This window comes from Serratia sp. BNK-23, assembly GCF_047456145.1.
GTDB lineage: Bacteria > Pseudomonadota > Gammaproteobacteria > Enterobacterales > Enterobacteriaceae > Serratia > Serratia nematodiphila.
Genome location: NZ_CP179900.1, coordinates 2,341,658 through 2,357,758, shown reverse-complemented (window position 1 = coordinate 2,357,758; position 16,101 = coordinate 2,341,658). Strand labels below are relative to the sequence as shown.

At 60.4% G+C, this 16,101-nt stretch carries 16 protein-coding genes; 9 read left to right on the top strand and 7 right to left on the bottom strand.

Annotated features, from left to right (window positions below; all coding sequences use genetic code 11):
- Positions 1-640: 640 nt before the first annotated feature.
- The 4 genes from ACMGF9_RS11170 to ACMGF9_RS11155 form a co-directional block, all read right to left on the bottom strand.
- Positions 641-964, bottom strand: coding sequence for a cupin domain-containing protein (locus ACMGF9_RS11170; protein WP_015377953.1), 324 nt, complete (start codon positions 962-964; stop codon positions 641-643).
- Positions 965-1,082: 118 nt separating this feature from the next.
- Positions 1,083-1,802, bottom strand: a complete 720-nt coding sequence (locus ACMGF9_RS11165; protein ID WP_118892007.1) for a glucosamine-6-phosphate deaminase — start codon at positions 1,800-1,802, stop codon at positions 1,083-1,085.
- Between the two features lie 189 nt (positions 1,803-1,991).
- A complete protein-coding gene (locus tag ACMGF9_RS11160) occupies positions 1,992-3,872 on the bottom strand; it encodes a potassium transporter Kup (protein WP_021503753.1) in 1,881 nt (626 codons plus the stop codon).
- 256 nt (positions 3,873-4,128) lie between these two features.
- Positions 4,129-5,058: a LysR substrate-binding domain-containing protein gene (locus ACMGF9_RS11155; protein WP_021503754.1), complete on the bottom strand. Its 930-nt coding sequence runs from the start codon at positions 5,056-5,058 to the stop codon at positions 4,129-4,131.
- Positions 5,059-5,227: 169 nt separating this feature from the next.
- On the opposite strand from ACMGF9_RS11155, the gene ACMGF9_RS11150 reads away from it, so the two are divergent.
- From ACMGF9_RS11150 to ACMGF9_RS11110, 9 genes are all read left to right on the top strand, one after another.
- Positions 5,228-6,178: a branched-chain amino acid ABC transporter permease gene (locus ACMGF9_RS11150; protein WP_004938163.1), complete on the top strand. Its 951-nt coding sequence runs from the start codon at positions 5,228-5,230 to the stop codon at positions 6,176-6,178.
- Positions 6,179-6,188: 10 nt separating this feature from the next.
- Positions 6,189-7,301 carry an ABC transporter permease subunit gene (locus ACMGF9_RS11145; RefSeq protein ID WP_075684418.1) on the top strand — a complete coding sequence of 371 codons (1,113 nt, stop codon included), beginning with the start codon at positions 6,189-6,191 and terminating at the stop codon, positions 7,299-7,301.
- The gene (locus ACMGF9_RS11140) at positions 7,298-8,068 is read left to right on the top strand and encodes an ABC transporter ATP-binding protein (protein WP_021503757.1); all 771 of its coding nucleotides are present in this window, start codon (positions 7,298-7,300) and stop codon (positions 8,066-8,068) included. The genes ACMGF9_RS11145 and ACMGF9_RS11140 overlap by 4 nt, the downstream gene beginning before the upstream one ends.
- Positions 8,061-8,774 (top strand): ABC transporter ATP-binding protein, encoded by a 714-nt coding sequence (locus ACMGF9_RS11135; RefSeq protein ID WP_015377959.1) that lies wholly within the window; start codon positions 8,061-8,063, stop codon positions 8,772-8,774. The genes ACMGF9_RS11140 and ACMGF9_RS11135 overlap by 8 nt, the downstream gene beginning before the upstream one ends.
- 76 nt (positions 8,775-8,850) lie before the next feature.
- Positions 8,851-9,960 (top strand): branched-chain amino acid ABC transporter substrate-binding protein, encoded by a 1,110-nt coding sequence (locus ACMGF9_RS11130; RefSeq protein ID WP_380694140.1) that lies wholly within the window; start codon positions 8,851-8,853, stop codon positions 9,958-9,960.
- Positions 9,961-9,978: 18 nt separating this feature from the next.
- Complete coding sequence (locus tag ACMGF9_RS11125; RefSeq protein ID WP_085336860.1) at positions 9,979-10,470, top strand: L-2-amino-thiazoline-4-carboxylic acid hydrolase; 492 nt, start codon at positions 9,979-9,981, stop codon at positions 10,468-10,470.
- A complete protein-coding gene (locus tag ACMGF9_RS11120) occupies positions 10,467-11,693 on the top strand; it encodes a Zn-dependent hydrolase (protein ID WP_172574748.1) in 1,227 nt (408 codons plus the stop codon). The genes ACMGF9_RS11125 and ACMGF9_RS11120 overlap by 4 nt, the downstream gene beginning before the upstream one ends.
- A gap of 83 nt (positions 11,694-11,776) precedes the next feature.
- Positions 11,777-12,124 carry an ArsR/SmtB family transcription factor gene (locus ACMGF9_RS11115; RefSeq protein WP_004938187.1) on the top strand — a complete coding sequence of 116 codons (348 nt, stop codon included), beginning with the start codon at positions 11,777-11,779 and terminating at the stop codon, positions 12,122-12,124.
- A gap of 3 nt (positions 12,125-12,127) precedes the next feature.
- A complete protein-coding gene (locus tag ACMGF9_RS11110; protein WP_015377962.1) occupies positions 12,128-12,661 on the top strand; it encodes an SRPBCC family protein in 534 nt (177 codons plus the stop codon).
- Here ACMGF9_RS11110 and ACMGF9_RS11105 read toward each other — a convergent pair whose 3' ends face one another.
- The 3 genes from ACMGF9_RS11105 to ACMGF9_RS11095 form a co-directional block, all read right to left on the bottom strand.
- On the bottom strand, positions 12,662-13,690 hold the full coding sequence (locus ACMGF9_RS11105; RefSeq protein WP_414160232.1) for a transporter: 1,029 nt from the start codon (positions 13,688-13,690) through the stop codon (positions 12,662-12,664). It lies immediately after the preceding gene.
- Between the two features lie 213 nt (positions 13,691-13,903).
- The gene (locus tag ACMGF9_RS11100; RefSeq protein WP_033650062.1) at positions 13,904-15,334 is read right to left on the bottom strand and encodes an SH3 domain-containing C40 family peptidase; all 1,431 of its coding nucleotides are present in this window, start codon (positions 15,332-15,334) and stop codon (positions 13,904-13,906) included.
- A 151-nt stretch (positions 15,335-15,485) separates the two neighbouring features.
- Positions 15,486-16,073, bottom strand: coding sequence for a hypothetical protein (locus tag ACMGF9_RS11095; protein ID WP_257212634.1), 588 nt, complete (start codon positions 16,071-16,073; stop codon positions 15,486-15,488).
- Positions 16,074-16,101: the final 28 nt, after the last annotated feature.

The window sequence follows — 16,101 nt, the reverse complement described above, 5'->3', positions numbered from 1 at the left end:
GTTAGATATAGAGAACATTAATGTTAATCGTTAACAAAACACCGCTGTAAAAAGCGCGGCACTGATTTAATTCCTTAATCTTATTTTTTCTTTGGATCACGGATGAAAAAGATTGATGTCATTTGCTCTCGTTAGCCTGAAGTTCACATCCTTATTCGCACAGCTATGCTGTTGTAAACACCACCCTTAAAGCCTTCCAGATAAATTATGACCACAAAGATGCATCGGTCAAGAAATCATGGCGAATTTCTGGCAACACCATTAATTTATTGGATTTTTACTGCCCATTCATTATTTAAGATATTCACTCGCCTGCAATATTTAGAAAGTAAAAAGCCGACAAAAACGAAAAAAACTTCCGAAATAATCAGCCTATTGAAATTATTTTCCTGCGCCTGGATAATGTGCAGAATAAATGGACAGTGCCTTTCAGAATTGGGAACTGGCACTGTCAAAGTTAGCCATTTATTTTGACAGACGGCGAATTACGCAATGATGTTGTCGATTTTTAACATAAACAGATTCTGAACTCTTTCTAATCTGATGTTGAAAAAGCACTACTATAATGCATTCCTAAAAGCGTTGGCTCATCTGAACACCACTAACAGCCAAAGATAACCGTACGATGATTTTTTATTGTTCACGTCCTCGATAAATCGCGCCCTTTTTCCGGCAGATCGAAAATCACCAGCGTGCCTGCGCTGCCCGGCAACACGCGGTGCGGCACGCCGGCCGCGGCCTGATACAGCTGACCGGCCCGCACCACCACTTCTTCCCCCGCCACCTGCAGCCGCAGGTGGCCGCTGATCACCAGCAACCCTTCGCTGTAATCATGCACTTCATCCGCAATGCTGCGCGCATCCATGCGCAGCACTTTGATATTGGCCGCACCGACGCGGCCCAGCACCGCAGAGCGCCAGGCCTCAGGCAGTTCGGCCGCCTGCTGGTTTAAATCGAACAGCATCGGAATCCCCCAGGGGCATGAAAAAACGCACTCTAGCCTGATTCTGCGCCGCAGGGAAAGACGCTTTGGTTGCAGGTTATGACCGTTGGTTCTGAGGCGAGACGCGCCGGATGAACGCTTAAGGCAGCTGCGCCGCGGCCTCCCGATCGGCGATAATCAACAGGTCCGGATGCAGCATCAAAATGCTGGCGGGCACTCCGCTCTCCACCGGCCCGCTGACAATGCGCCGCAAAATGTCCGCTTTGTGCGAACCGTTGACGAGCAGCACCAGCTTTTTGGCGGCCATCACGCTTGCCGGCCCCAGGGTGACGTAATGATCGGGCAACCATTCAGTGCGGCCGCCCACCTCTTTGAGCAAAATGTCCGCCATATCCGGCCTGGCGGAAACCGGCACCCGACAGGTGCGGTCTTCGAAGGCGGTGGTGCCCGGCAGATTGCCGCAGAAATGCCCGTCTGCTCCGACGCCCATCACGATCGCATCCAGCCCGCCATCCTCGGCGATACGCCGATCGTGCTGAAGATAGTTGTCCGAATTCAAGACATGCAGTTGCCGCTCGGGGATCGCCGCCGGGCCAAAGAACATACGGTGCAGATTCTCCATGGTGACGCCATAGCCCGATCGGCCGGCGTAAGGAATTTCATCGAAATTATAGTAATGCGCGTTGGCGAATTCCGCGTGGCCCTTGACGCGCGGAGCCAACAACTCATACATCCGTTTAGGCGTCGAGCCGGCGGTGATAGCCAGATTGACGCGCTGCGGGCGCAGCATGTAACTCAACAACAGGCTGGCGGCCAACTCACTCATTTCCTGGTAGTCATTAGCGACGACAAGTTTCATTCCCTTCTCCTTTTTGCAAAAAAAAACCTAACCGCCCGTCCGGCCATGTTCGATGCCGGGAGAGAAGTTAGGTTTTGCCTGATCGCGTCAGTAACAATCCGTTTTTTGTCAGGTTATGGCGGCCAGCAATGAAATGCAAACCGCGTTGTGTGATGCAAGCCGCAATTGCGGCGATGCCTTTTTCGCGCCCTATACCGGCACGCGGCGGCTAATCTCCACCACCTGATCGCTGGGCAGGTAGTAATAATCCGTGACGTGCATGCCGTTGCGCACCATCAGCGCGAACAGGTTGCGCTGCCAGGATGGCAACCGGTCGTTCGCTTCGCGGCGCACCACGGTCTCGTGCCCGAGATAGTAGGTCGCCTCGTCGAAGTTCAGACCGGATTTCTGCGCCTCGACGTGCTGCAACAGCTGCGGGATGTTAGGCCGCTCCATAAAGCCATAGCTGGCCACGCCGCACCAAAAGCCCGGCGACAGCTCGCGCATCACCAACCGTTCAGCATTCGAGACCCGCGGCTCATTGACGATGGCAATGGTGAGCGCCAGCACGTTGGCGTGCAGCGAACCGTTACGCTTGACCTGCCATTTCATCACCGGCGGCGTCCCCTGCAGGCTGCGAGTCAGGAATACCGCGGTGCCCGGCACGCGCGGCACGGATTCGCGGCGGATTTTCTCCAGGAAATCCTCTACCGGCACTGTCGTTTCACCGAGGGTGCGCGCGGCCGCCAGCACCCCGCGATGCCAGACCAGCATCACGGTATAGACCGCGGCGGCCAACAGCAGCGGGATATAACCGCCCTGCAGCACTTTAGTCATGTTGGCCGTCAGGAAGCTCAAATCGACCACGAAGAAACCGCCCGCCACCAACAGGCTGGCGATCGGCCCCCAGCGCCACACCTCGCGCATGGCGACGAACAGCAGGCCGGTGGTCATGATCATGGTCAACGAGACGGCGATGCCGTAGGCGGCGGCCAGATTGTCCGACGATTTAAAGAACACGGTCAGGAACAGCGTCACCACCATCAGCAGCCAGTTGATGGCGCCAATGTAGATCTGCCCGTAACTTTCCTCGGTGGTTTGCTTGACCCGCAGCCGCGGCAGCCACCCCAGTTGGATCGCCTGCCGGGTCATGGAAAACGCACCGCTGATGATCGCCTGGCTGGCGATAATCGTCGCCAGCGTGGCCAGGATCACCAGCGGGATCAGCAGCGCCGGCGGGCATAAACGGAAGAAGATGTTCTGCGTGACATCGGCGCCGCTCAGGATCAGCGCGGCCTGACCGGCGTAGTTAAGCAACAGGCTGGGAAAAACGATGCCGAACCAGGCCAGCCAAATCGGCCGTTTGCCGAAATGCCCCATATCGGCATACAGCGCTTCGGCGCCGGTGACGCACAAAAATACGCCGCCCAGCACCAGGAAGCTGGTCAGTCCGTTGGAGAACAGGAAGTGAATGCCGTAGAGCGGGTTCAGCGCCAGCAAAACCGCCGGATGCTGGATGATGCCCCACACGCCCAACGCAGCGATAGACAGGAACCACAGCGCCATGATCGGCCCGAACACGCGGCCGATGCGCGCGGTACCCAACGGCTGAATGGCGAACAGACTGAGCAAAATCACCACCGCCGCCGGCAGAATATAGGGCTGCGACGCCGGCAGCACGATGTTCAACCCTTCGAGGGCCGAGAGCACCGAGATGGCCGGCGTGATGGCGCCGTCGCCGTAAATGAGCGCGGCGCCGAACAGGCCGGCGAACAGCACCAGCGGCCGGGATTTTCGCTTGCTGACCAGCAGCGACATCAGCGCCATGATGCCGCCCTCGCCGCGGTTGCCGATGCGCATGGCGAACATGGCGTATTTGAGAGAAGTGACGATCATCAGCGTCCAGAATATCAGCGACAGCAGGCCAAGGATCACCGGCGCCGAAGGCGCGTCGCCGGAGAGAAACAGCACGGTTTTCAGGGTGTACAGCGGGCTGGTGCCGATATCGCCGAACACCACGCCCAATGCGCCCAACGCCAGCGGCGCCAGCCCCGTCTTATTCACGGTTTCCGTATCATTGCCGACAGACATCTGCTCGCTCCTTGACGTTGCGCTGAGAGTGGGAATTGTTGTCACTTTATGGCCGTCGCGCCACGTGATCGGCAAGTTAAGCATAGCCGTCATCTTCGCCAGTGACAGTATCGCGCTTTGAAGCTTCAGCAATCATCGCCGGTGAGCAACGGTTTAAAAACGCCCACCCCGGAGGGCCTATCACTTTCCTGTTGGCGTGGCGCGCGTCGTGGGAAAGTGAAATGAACGTCCGGCTCTCCCCTGTTTAAGCCCGGTGTTACGCGAGCCGGCTCTCATCGGCTTCGCGGCGCAGCCACTGCCGCAGATTTTCGCCTTCCTGCGACAGCTCGCTATCCAGTCGAGCGCACAGGTAATAATCGCGGCCGTCATCGATCGGCAGATCGAACATTTTGATCAACTCACCGCTCTCAAGGTAGTGGGCGATTAACGGTTCACGCATCAACGCGCACCCTAACCCCGCCTGCACCGCCGCCAACGTCAACAATCCATCCTCGAACATCGGGCCGATACTGCGCAGCGGGCGCTTGACGCCGGCCTGCTGAAACCATTGCATCCAGGTATTGCGCTCCTCGTCATGCAGCAGCGGCAGCGTCGCCAGCTGATCCGGCGTATCGAGCAGACCGTGCAGTTTACTGAATGCCCGGCTGCACACCGGCACCATTTTTCCGGACATCAGCTTCTCGCTGCGATAGCCGGTCCACTGCCCGACCCCGAAGCGGATCGACAGATCGGCGGCGTCGCTCAGGTAATTGCGGTGGTTGGCGTAGACCACATTGATGTCGATATCCGGGTTTTCACGCAGAAAACCGCGCAGCCGCGGAATGAACCAGCCCATGCCGAACAGCGGGATCAGGCTGATGGTCACCTGCCGCGACGCGGATTGTTCACGCACGTGTTCGGTCGCCTGGCGCAGCACGTTGAACGCCGAGCGAATCGAGCGGTAGTACTCCCGCCCCTCGCTGCGCAACACCAGGTTACGCCCCTGCCGTTCGGTCAACGGCATCTGCAAAAATGCCTCCAGCGTTTTGAGTTGATGACTGACCGCCGAAGGCGAAATCATCAGCTCGTTAGCCGCCGCGCTGATGCCACCCAGGCGCGCGATGGCCTCGAACGCCCGCACGGCGCGCAGCGGCGGATCGTTAGGCAGCATCGGCAATGGCTCATCGTACTGTTCTGTTTTTTTCATATATTGACTGTTTTTGGGAAATCGACACTGAAGGAATGGATTCAATATACATAAAAATCAATACATTAAAATCACTCGTTTTTTGTATAAGAAAGTATTTTTCCGTATTTTACAATTTTTTTAAATTCTCTACTGTGAGCCTCTGACTCATTATCTCCGGACTCTCCTTATGGATACGCTGGTACAGCAAACCGTCAACGGTTTGATGCTCGGCAGCATTTATGCGCTGATCGCGCTCGGCTACACCATGGTGTACGGCATCCTGCGCATCATCAACTTCGCGCACGGCGACGTGCTGATGGTCGGGGCGCTGAGCGCGCTGTCGGCGATAAACGTGTTGCAACACCACTTTCCCGCGTTATCGCCCTACGCCACGCTGCTGCTGGCAGCCCTGTGCGCCATGGCGGTCTGCGCCATCACCTCGATGGCGATCGAGCGTCTGGCCTATCGCCGGTTGCGTAATGCACCGCGCCTGGCCCCGCTGATCAGCGGCATCGGCGTCTCGCTGCTGTTGCAAACCCTGGCGATGCTGATCTGGTCACGCAATCCCCTGATGTTTCCGCAGCTGTTGCCGATGACGCCCATCGCCCTGACCGCAGGCAGCGCCGAACATGCGCCGGCGGTGATCACCGGCACGGCGATCGTCACGCTGGCGGTGGCCGTAGCGGTGATGGCCGGTCTCTGGCTGCTGGTCGAACACAGCCGTTTCGGCCGCGCCATGCGCGCCACGGCAGAAAACCCGCAGGTCGCCGGCCTGATGGGCATCAGTCCTGACCGCATCATCGTTCTGACCTTCGCGCTCGGCGGCGCGCTGGCGGCGGTCGCCGGCATCATGATGGCCAGCAACTACGGCAATGCCGGTTTCTCGATGGGCTTTCTGCCCGGCATCAAGGCGTTTACCGCCGCCGTGCTCGGCGGCATCGGCAACCTGCGCGGCGCGATGCTCGGCGGATTGCTGCTGGGCCTGTTCGAATCGCTGGGCACCGGCTATCTCGGCGAGCTGACCGGCGGCGTATTCGGCAGCAACTACCAGGACGTGTTCGCGTTTCTGGTGCTGATCGCCGTGCTGGTTTTCCGCCCCTCCGGGCTGTTGGGCGAACGCATCGCCACGCGCGCATAAGGACATCACGATGACCGTTTTGACTCCCCCCGCTCCTCTGGCCACGCCGCGTCGCGCCGGGCTGGGGCTGACGTTGTTCATTCTCGCCCTGCTGCTGGCGCCCTGGGTGGCGGGCGCCGCCGGCGGCAACTATTGGGTGCGCGTTGTCGACTTCGCCTTGCTGTACCTGATGCTGGCGCTCGGGCTGAACATCGTGGTGGGCATGACCGGATTGCTGGACATGGGCTTTATCGCTTTTTACGCCGTTGGCGCCTATCTGGCCGCGCTGCTGTCGTCACCGCATCTGACGCAGCAGTTCCCGCTGCTGCTGCAGTGGTTCCCCGACGGACTGCACCTGTCGATGCTGTGGCTGATCCCGCTGGCGGCGCTGCTGGCGGCGGCGTGCGGCATCCTGCTCGGCGCGCCGACGCTGCGGCTGCGCGGCGATTATCTGGCGATCGTCACGCTGGGCTTCGGCGAGATCGTGCGCATTCTGATGCGCAACCTGGATCGCCCGGTCAACCTCACCAACGGCCCCAAAGGCATTTCCGGCGTCGATCCGGTCAGCCTGTTCGGCCTGAAGTTTTCCGGCATGCATGAGTGGTTCGGCGTGCGTTTTTCCGGCCTGTACCTGTATTACTACCTGTTCGCCGCGCTGCTTCTGGCGATCCTGTTTATCAGCCTGCGGCTGCAGAATTCGCGCATTGGCCGCGCATGGACGGCGATCCGCGAAGACGAGGACGCCGCGCGGGCGATGGGCATCAACACCCGCAACTTCAAGCTGCTGGCCTTCGCCATCGGCGCCACCTTCGGCGGCGTGGCCGGCGCGCTGTTCGCCGCGTTTCAGGGCTTCGTGTCGCCGGAATCCTTCACCCTGCAGGAATCGATCGCCGTACTGGCGATGGTGGTGCTCGGCGGTATGGGGCACATCCCCGGCGTGATCCTGGGCGCGCTGCTGCTGGCCGCCCTGCCGGAGCTGCTGCGCAGCAGCATGGGGCCGCTGCAGCAGGCGCTGTTCGGCCAGGTGCTGATCGACCCAGAAATCATCCGCCAACTGTTCTACGGCCTGGCGCTGATCCTGGTGATGCTGTATCGCCCAGCGGGCCTATGGCCGGCTCGCCATGCCGGGAGGAACGCCGCATGACGCCGCTGCTCACTTTAAATCACGTCAGCAAACGTTTCGGCGGCCTGACGGCGGTGGATGACGTCAGCATGAGCATCCGCCAGGGGGAAATCTACGGCCTGATCGGGCCGAACGGCGCCGGCAAAACCACCTGCTTCAACCTGATCACCGGCCTGTATCGCGCCGACGAGGGCGAGTTCAGCCTGTTGGGCCAGCGCTATAAACCGCAGGCCATCGACAAAGTGGCGCAGGCCGGCATCGCCCGCACCTTCCAGAACCTGCGGTTGTTCAACGAAATGAGCGTGCTGGAAAACGTGATGGTCGGCTGCCATGTGCGCACCCGCAACGGCCTGTGGGCGGCGATCGCTCGCCACGGGCGCGCTAAAGAGGAGGAACAGGCGGTGCGCGATAAATCTCATGCGCTGCTGGAATACGTCGGCATCAGCCAATTCGCCCATTACCGCGCCGGCGATCTCGCCTATGGCCACCAACGCCGTCTGGAGATTGCCCGCGCGCTGGCGACCGAGCCCCGGCTGCTGGCGCTGGACGAACCGGCGGCCGGCATGAACGCCGGTGAAAAAGTGGCGCTGCGCGAGCTGCTGCTGCGCATCCGCGACAGCGGTAAAACGCTGCTGCTGATCGAACACGACGTCAAACTGGTGATGGGTCTGTGCGATCGGCTGACGGTGCTGGATTACGGCAAAGCGATCGCCGAAGGCGAGCCGGCGCAGGTGCGGCGTGAACCGGCGGTCATTCAGGCCTATCTGGGAGGCGGCGCGCATGTCTGAAGCCCTGCTGAGCGTTAAACGACTCAAAGTGTCTTATGGCGGCATTCATGCGGTCAAAGGCATCGATTTTATGGTCAACGCCGGCGAACAGGTGACACTGATCGGCGCCAATGGCGCGGGCAAGACCTCCAGCCTGCGAGCGCTGACCGGCCTGCAGCCGTTCGAAGGCGACATCCTGTTCGACGGTTTCTCGATTCGCGGCGTGCCGCCGCACCGGTTGCTGCAACGGGGGCTGGTGATGGTGCCGGAGGGACGCGGCATTTTCACCCGTTTGACGGTACGGGAGAACCTGCAGCTCGGCGCCTATGCGCGGCGCGACAAATCGGCGGTGCGGCAAGATTTCGAACGGGTGTGCGCCACCTTCCCGCGGCTGAGCGAGCGTCTGCACCAACCGGCCGGGCTACTTTCGGGCGGTGAACAGCAGATGGTGGCGATGGGCCGCGCGCTGCTCAGCCGCCCGCGGTTGCTGATATTGGACGAACCCTCGATGGGGCTGGCGCCGATTGTGGTGGAAGCCATTTTCACGGTCATCAAGCAGTTAGCCCGTGACGGCGTCACGCTACTATTGGTCGAGCAGAACGCCCGCCTGGCGCTGGAGTCCACCGATCGCGCCTATGTGTTGGACAGCGGCAGCCTGAGCCACAGCGGCCGTTCCGCCGACATGCTGGACGATGAAAAAATCAAACAGATCTATTTGGGTGAATAACCGTTGTTTCTTTTAACCGCACCAGGAGTATGACATGCAACAGAACATTCGCATCAAACCGTTGGCGCTGGCTGCCATGACAATGATTCTTAGCCTCCCGGCGCTGGCGGCCGACACCGTGTTGATCGGCCTGGCCGGGCCGCTGACCGGCCCTTCCGCGCGCATCGGCAAAGATCTCGAAAACGGCGCGCAACTGGCGATCGCCGACGCTAACGCGCAGAAACCGACGCTGAACGGCAAACCGGTCACCTTCAAACTGGTGTCCGAGGACGACCAGTCCGATCCGCGCACCGCCGTGGCCGTGGCGCAGCGTTTGGTCGACGAAGGCGTCGCCGGCGTGGTCGGCCACTGGAACACCGGCACCAGCATCCCGGCGGCGCGCATCTATCACGACGCCGGCATCGCCCAGGTGGCGCCGGTCGCCACCGGTCACGGCTATACGCAACAAGGTTTTGACACCAGCTTTCGCGTGATGGGCCACGACGACGACGGCGGCAACTACGCCGGGCAATATGCGGTGAAGACGCTGAAAGCCAAGCGCATCGCGGTGATCGACGATCGCACCGCTTTCGGCCAGGGGCTGGCGGACGAATTCATCAAATCGCTGCAGGCCCAGGGCGTGCAGCCGGTCGCCCGTGAATACGTCGATGACAAGACCGTCGATTTCAGCGCCGTGCTGACCACCGTGCGCAGCAAAAACGCCGATCTGATCTTCTTTGGCGGCGTAGATTCCCAGGCGGCGCCGCTGGCGCGCAAACTGAAACAGCTGGGCATGAACGCGCAGCTGATGGGCGCCGGCGGCTTTGTCAGCCAAACCTTCCTGACGCTGGCGCAGCAGGAAGGTGAAGGCGTCGTTGCGTTGGAGCCGGGGCTGCCGCTGGAACAGATGCCGGGCGGCAAGGCGTTTGAGCAAGCCTACCGCGATCGTTACCACACCCACATCGAACTGCATGCGCCCTTCGCCTACGACGCCACCCGAGTGCTGATCGCCGCCATCGAACAGGCCGGCTCGGCCAACCCGGCCGATTATCTGCCGAAACTGCGCGCCATACATTATCAGGGCGTGACCGGCGACATAGCCTTCGATGCGCAGGGCAACCTGCAACAGCCGAGCTTCACCCTGTATCGGGTGGTTGACGGCAAATGGCAGCCGCAAACCGTGTTGGGCGGCGCCAAACCACAATAAATCAAGAGGAGCAAGGCGATGAGCTGTGCAAACAACGAGTTGGGCATTTTGGCCCGCAGAAAAATCGAGGCGGAGATCATCAAACCGATCTACCAGATCCTGGTGCGTGAAATCGGCAAGGCGCGCGCCCAGGCGGTGATCGGCGAGGCCATCGAGAATGCCGCCATCGCGGCGGGCAAACAGTTCGCCGCCCAGGAACCGAACGGCGCGGATCTGCGCAGCTTCGCCGCCTTGCAGTACCTGTGGGAAAAAGACGATGCGCTGCGCGTCGAGGTGATCAATCAGGACGAACAGCACTTCGACTATAACGTCACCCGCTGCCGCTACGCCGAGATGTATCACGAGATGGGGCTTGGGGAGATCGGCCACCTGCTCTCCTGCGCTCGCGACAGCCAGTTTATCGTCGGCTATGCGCCTGACGTTGACCTGCAGCGCAGCCAGACCATCATGTCCGGCGCCCCCTGCTGCGATTTCCGTTACACCGCCAAAACGCCGGGAGAAAAGCAATGACGTATCGGGTCAACGGCGAGCGCCTGTGGCAAAGCCTGCAGACGATGGCGCAGTTCGGCTCCATCGCTGACAACGGCGTCACCCGCCTGGCGCTCAGCGAAGAGGATCGTCAGGCGCGCGACCAGCTGCACCGGTGGGCGCTGGAGGCCGGTTGCAGCGTGCGCGTCGATCGGATGGGCAACATGTTCCTGCGCCGTGAAGGCACGCGGCCCGAGCTGGCGCCGGTCGTCACCGGTTCTCACGGCGACTCGCAGCCCCGCGGCGGCCGTTTCGACGGCATCTACGGCGTGCTGGCCGGATTGGAGGTTATTCGCAGCCTCAACGATCGGCAGATCGTCACCGAACGCGCGATTGAAGTGATCAACTGGACCAACGAAGAAGGCGCCCGCTTCGCGCCGGCGATGATCGCCTCCGGCGTGTTCGCCGGGGTATTTGACCTGGAATACGGCCTGACGCGCCGCGACGAGCACGGCGTCAGCCTCGGCGAGGCGCTGGAGCGCATCGGCTACGCCGGCGAGTATCCGGTGGGCGGCGCGCCGATCCATGCCGCCTTCGAGTTGCACATCGAACAGGGGCCGATTCTGGAAGCGGAGCATCTCGACATCGGCGTGGTGACCGCCGCACAAGGGCAGCGCTGGTATGAACTGGAGGTCGTCGGCTTCAGCGCCCATGCCGGCACCACGCCGATGGACCGCCGCCGCGACGCCCTGCTGGGCTTTGCGTCGCTGGTCACAGCGGTCAATCGCATCGGCTGGGATTTCGCGCCCGACGCGCGCGCCACGGTGGGCATGGCGCAAATTACCCCCAATTCACGCAACGTGGTGCCGGGACGCGTCTTTTTCAGCGTCGAATTCCGCCATCCAGAGGAGTCAATTCTGGAGCAGATGGAGCAGCGCCTGCTGGCGGCGGTGAACGCCGTCAACGACGGCAGCCTGACCGCGCGCGCCGAGCGCATCTTCCAGTATCCCCCGGTCGCTTTCGATCGGGGCTGCATCGACAGCGTACGTCATGCCGCGCAAGCGTTGGGCTATCGCCATCGCGACATGATTTCCGGCGCCGGCCACGATGCCTGTTACCTTAACCGCGTCGCTCCGACCGCCATGATTTTCATTCCCTGCGTGGACGGCATCAGCCACAACGAGCGGGAAGATATCACCCCCGCCTGGGCCGCCGCCGGCGCCGACGTATTGCTGAACGCCCTGCTGGCGCACGCCGGCGCCTGATCCTCGCCCCGGTTTCTCGCCGGGGCAAAAAAATATTCAACAAAACGGTTGAATATTAGCCCGCCTGTTCTATATTCAACCATATGGTTGAATTATCTTCCTCACAGCTGGACGCCATTTTTCATGCGCTGGCCGACCCGACCCGCCGCTCGATGTTACGCGCGCTGGCCGGCGGTGAGCGCAGCATCGGCGAACTGGCCGCGCCGCTGCAGATGTCGTTCGCCGGCGCCTCCAAGCACGTGAAAGCACTGGAACATGCGGGCCTGGTGCAACGCACCGTGCAAGGAAGAAACCATATCTGCCGGCTCGAACCCGAGCCTATGGCGCAGGCCATGCACTGGCTGCAAACCTATGAACATTTCTGGACTGAACGGCTGGATGCGCTCGAACAGGCGCTGCTGCAGCCCGAACAGCTTCCTCCCAAGGAGTGAACCATGAATGATTACGGCATGATTATCGAACCCGGCACGCTGCGCATCCAGCGGCTGCTGCCCGGTCCCATCGAGCGGGTGTGGGCTTACCTGACCGAATCCGACAAGCGCGCCACCTGGCTGGCGGCCGGCGCCATGAAGTTGGAAAACGGCGCGCCGCTGGAGCTGGAGTTTCGCAACTCCGATCTGGCGGGCGAGCACGAGCCACCGCCGGCCAAGTACAAACAGCACGGCGGCTGCGTCAGCAACCGCGGCCACATCACCTGCCTGTTCCCGCCGCGCCTGCTGAGCTTTACCTGGGCCGAACAGGATCAGGGTCGCCCTTCCGAGGTGACCTTCGAGCTGACGGAACAGGGAAACGCGGTGCTGCTGACGGTCACCCACCGGCGCCTGGCCAACCGCGACGAGATGCTCAGCGTCGCCGGCGGCTGGCACACCCATCTGGATATCCTGCTGGATCGTCTGCACGATCGGGCGCCGCAGCCGTTCTGGAGCACCCATGCCCGGCTGGAAGAAGAGTACCGCGCCCGCCTGTAATTACGACTCGTCCCTGCGCCTGAACGCCAGATAACCGGCTATCAGCGTAAAACTGCCGACCAGCAACACCAGCAGGATAAAACCGTGGTGATTGCTGGCCAGCGGTATCCCTCCGACGTTCATGCCGAAGAAACCGGCGACGATGTTGATCGGCAACGCCAGCACGGTGATCACCGTCAGGGTGTAGAGCGTACGGTTATTCTGCTCCATCAGCTTGGCGCCCAGTTCTTCCTGCAGCAGCCGGATGCGTTCGGTCAGGCTGGCGAGATCGTTCAACACCACGGTGAACTCTTCGGTAAACTGCCGCAGATCCTGCACCACCTCGCGGCTCAGCCAGGCCGGCGGCCGGTTCAACAGGCGAAACAGCGCGGCCGGTTCCGGCGCCAACAGGCGCTGAAAGCGCAATAACATGCGGCGCATGCGCCCCAGCTCGGCGCGGTTGCGCTTGACGCGGCGGGTCAGCAGGCGATCCTCGATGGTATCGACATACTGGTTAGCCTGCCGCACCACCTGCTCCAGCACGTCCTCCTGCTCTTCCAGCAGGTGCGCCAGCAGCTCGGTAGACGATGCCAGCTCCAGCGCCGTCAGCCGGCCAAGCAGCCGTTCAATCAATCGCACCGGTTTGTGACGCACGGTGACCACCAGCCCACGGCAGCAATAGAGCCATAGCGTCGCCGTTTCCGGGTTGCTGTCCTCAGGGTGGAAAATCACGTCGTTGAGCACCGCGAACAGATCGTCGCCCTGGCGCTCGATGCGCGTGGTGTGGGAACCGTGCCGAATTTCATGGAAGAAAAAATCGGAAATGGCGAAATGGTTTTTCAGCCACTTCTCCGCCGCCGCGTGGTTGAGATTGAGGTGCAGCCAGACAAAGCCGTCGCCGGACGGCAAAGCCTGGTAGGCCTGACAGATCTGCAGCGAGTTCAGGCGCGCCGGCGGCTCACCGGAACGAAACACATGGCCGTAGATCAGCCCGGTCACTTCATCATCAAAATCCAGCTTGTGCATCTTTTCCGCTAACCGTTGCACCATAACGCCTTATCCTGCCTGTCGCCGTTAACCCAAGATCGTCCCCGCTGTTATAACAATCTTTATCGCTCGGCGTTAATGATTTTCAACGCTCTTGCTCATTAATATTTTCGTCATAAAAACGTCATTTCATTTTAAAAGTTTTCATCCCCTGCCCGTTCAGCAACCGCACAAACGGGGCCGCATTCGCGGTCGCTTTATCAGCTAAAGAATGGGCTATTCAATAAATCCCAGTTTGAACTGCGCCTTGCCCGCCAGCGACATCAGGCTCGCATCTTCAGGATAGGTCGCCAGCAGCGGGAAAAAGACTGCGCCGCCGATAATGCTGCGGCGCTTTGAATCTGCCGGGCGCAGCCCCCAGATATTCTGGTACGTCATCGGTACAACCTGGCCGTCAACGAGCGCATTGCCGATATACAGCATGATATGGCCCGGAATATAAACCAGCGTGGTGAAGGGTTTGCCGTGATCTTTGAGATAGCGCAGCCGTTCACGGGTGTTCGCTTGAGCAAGATCAACCACCCGGGTGGCCGCCTGTATCTGCGCGGCGGAATTTCTGGGAAGAAAGAGGCCAAAAGGCATCAACAGACTGCGCAGTTCGGCGGAGCAGTCATTATTGAAGTTATAGTTCCCCCAGCCATAAGGCCTGCCGCTCATTGACCGCATCAGTACGGCAAAATGTTCGGGCGTCATTTTCCACGGCATGGCGGCAAATTCCCCCTTCTTGACAACGATCCGGCGCATCTGTGCGCGGCCATCCTCTCGGCGTACCGGCACGGCGACCACAAAAAGACCCTGTCGGTGACGGTAAAATGGCAGGATCGTGCCGTGGCGCGCCGTAAAATAAAATTGGCCGCCGGCTTGCACCGAGACCGGCTGTTTAATGAATGCCCCCAGATTTTTCTCCGCCAGTGCCAGCCATTCGGTGACAAACTGCCGATCCACCGCCGCGATGTCTTCGCTATGCACCCATCCGATCACCGTTGGCGACGCGACGTAGTTCCAGCGTTTATCGCGGCTTTGCGTGATAACGTATACAGGCGTACCGGGACGGATAGATGAATCCTGTAAATTATCAAACGGATAACCCTGTCCAGCCAGGCGAGGATCGTCATAAGCCGGATCGGCCGTCGGCAGGATCCTGACCAGCGTTTCCCTGACTGCAATGCCCCTGCCCGCAGGATGGAACGCCTTATCCATGTCGGTCGACGCGTTATCTCTGACTTGCTGTTTCCAGCGGTCAGTGTGAGTCCTGAAGTTTTCCCCCCAGGAGACACTTTCACTTCCCAGGTATTTATCCATTGCGGCATCACGGCGGCTTTGCGCTTCACGGTTCAGGACGGAAGCGATGTAATGCGGATTCCAGGGGGATTGATCATTCGGCCCCATGCCAAAATAGTGGGATTTGAGGGCGGAGAAATGGCGCTGCTGCGCGGCGGCATCCATCACGGGCACCCGCCGTTGCGGGCCATAGGGGATCCATTTATCGACAGATTGCGAGTAGTTACCCAGCGGGAATAGCGATTTGGTCGCATCGATAGGGGTTGTCGCTACGGCGTCTTGAGGTGGCTCTCTGACCGGCGCACTATGGCAGGCCGACAGCAACAGAAGCATCATCAATACAAAGGGTTTTATTCCATTAGGCATTTTTTATCATCTCCGTGACAGGTGAAAATTTCTTCTTCATCCTGACCAGAAGTGATTGCAAATGATACTCAATAACACTATCGATTGACGCCCGGTTGAAGAACAAAACGCAAAAGCAAGCCCGCCCGCTTGCTCCTGCGCCCTCACATTCTCACCACGCCAACAGACGTTCCAGCGCCGCCGCCGGCCCTTTACGGCCGATAAGCGCCGCCCGATGCCAGATAGAGCCGCTGTCGCTCACCCACTGCTCGCTTACCCACTGGCGCCGGGCCAGGCTGCGCAGTGCCTGGATGCTGTCGACGGTGGTATACACCAGCCAGGCGCCGAACAATACGCCGGCCAAGGCGATCCACAGATTGACCGTTGCGGCCAGCTGCGCGATCAACAACAGCAACAGCGCCATCTGCAGTAAGGTTTTAGCGGTGAAAGCGCACAGAAAGAAGGTCCGCATTCGGTTTTCCAGCGCAAAACAGGGGTTGGTTAACACCTGGCGGGTTTCCTGTACCGGAATGCCTTGCACATAGACCATCCATTGCGAAGCCCGTCGGGGATTCATCGCCACGCCCTTTTCCGCCAGCTGGTGTAACCGCATCGAAACGGCGACCGGCCAGACGAGCGCGAGCAGCAGGCAATAGAAGAACGCCGCACTGACGCCGCACACGCCCAATCCGATCGCGGCCAGCACCGCCAGCAGAACCTTGCCGGAGTAAAACCAAAACGGCACCACTTGGTAATTCATAAAGTTCCCTTTTAAGTCCATTAACCAG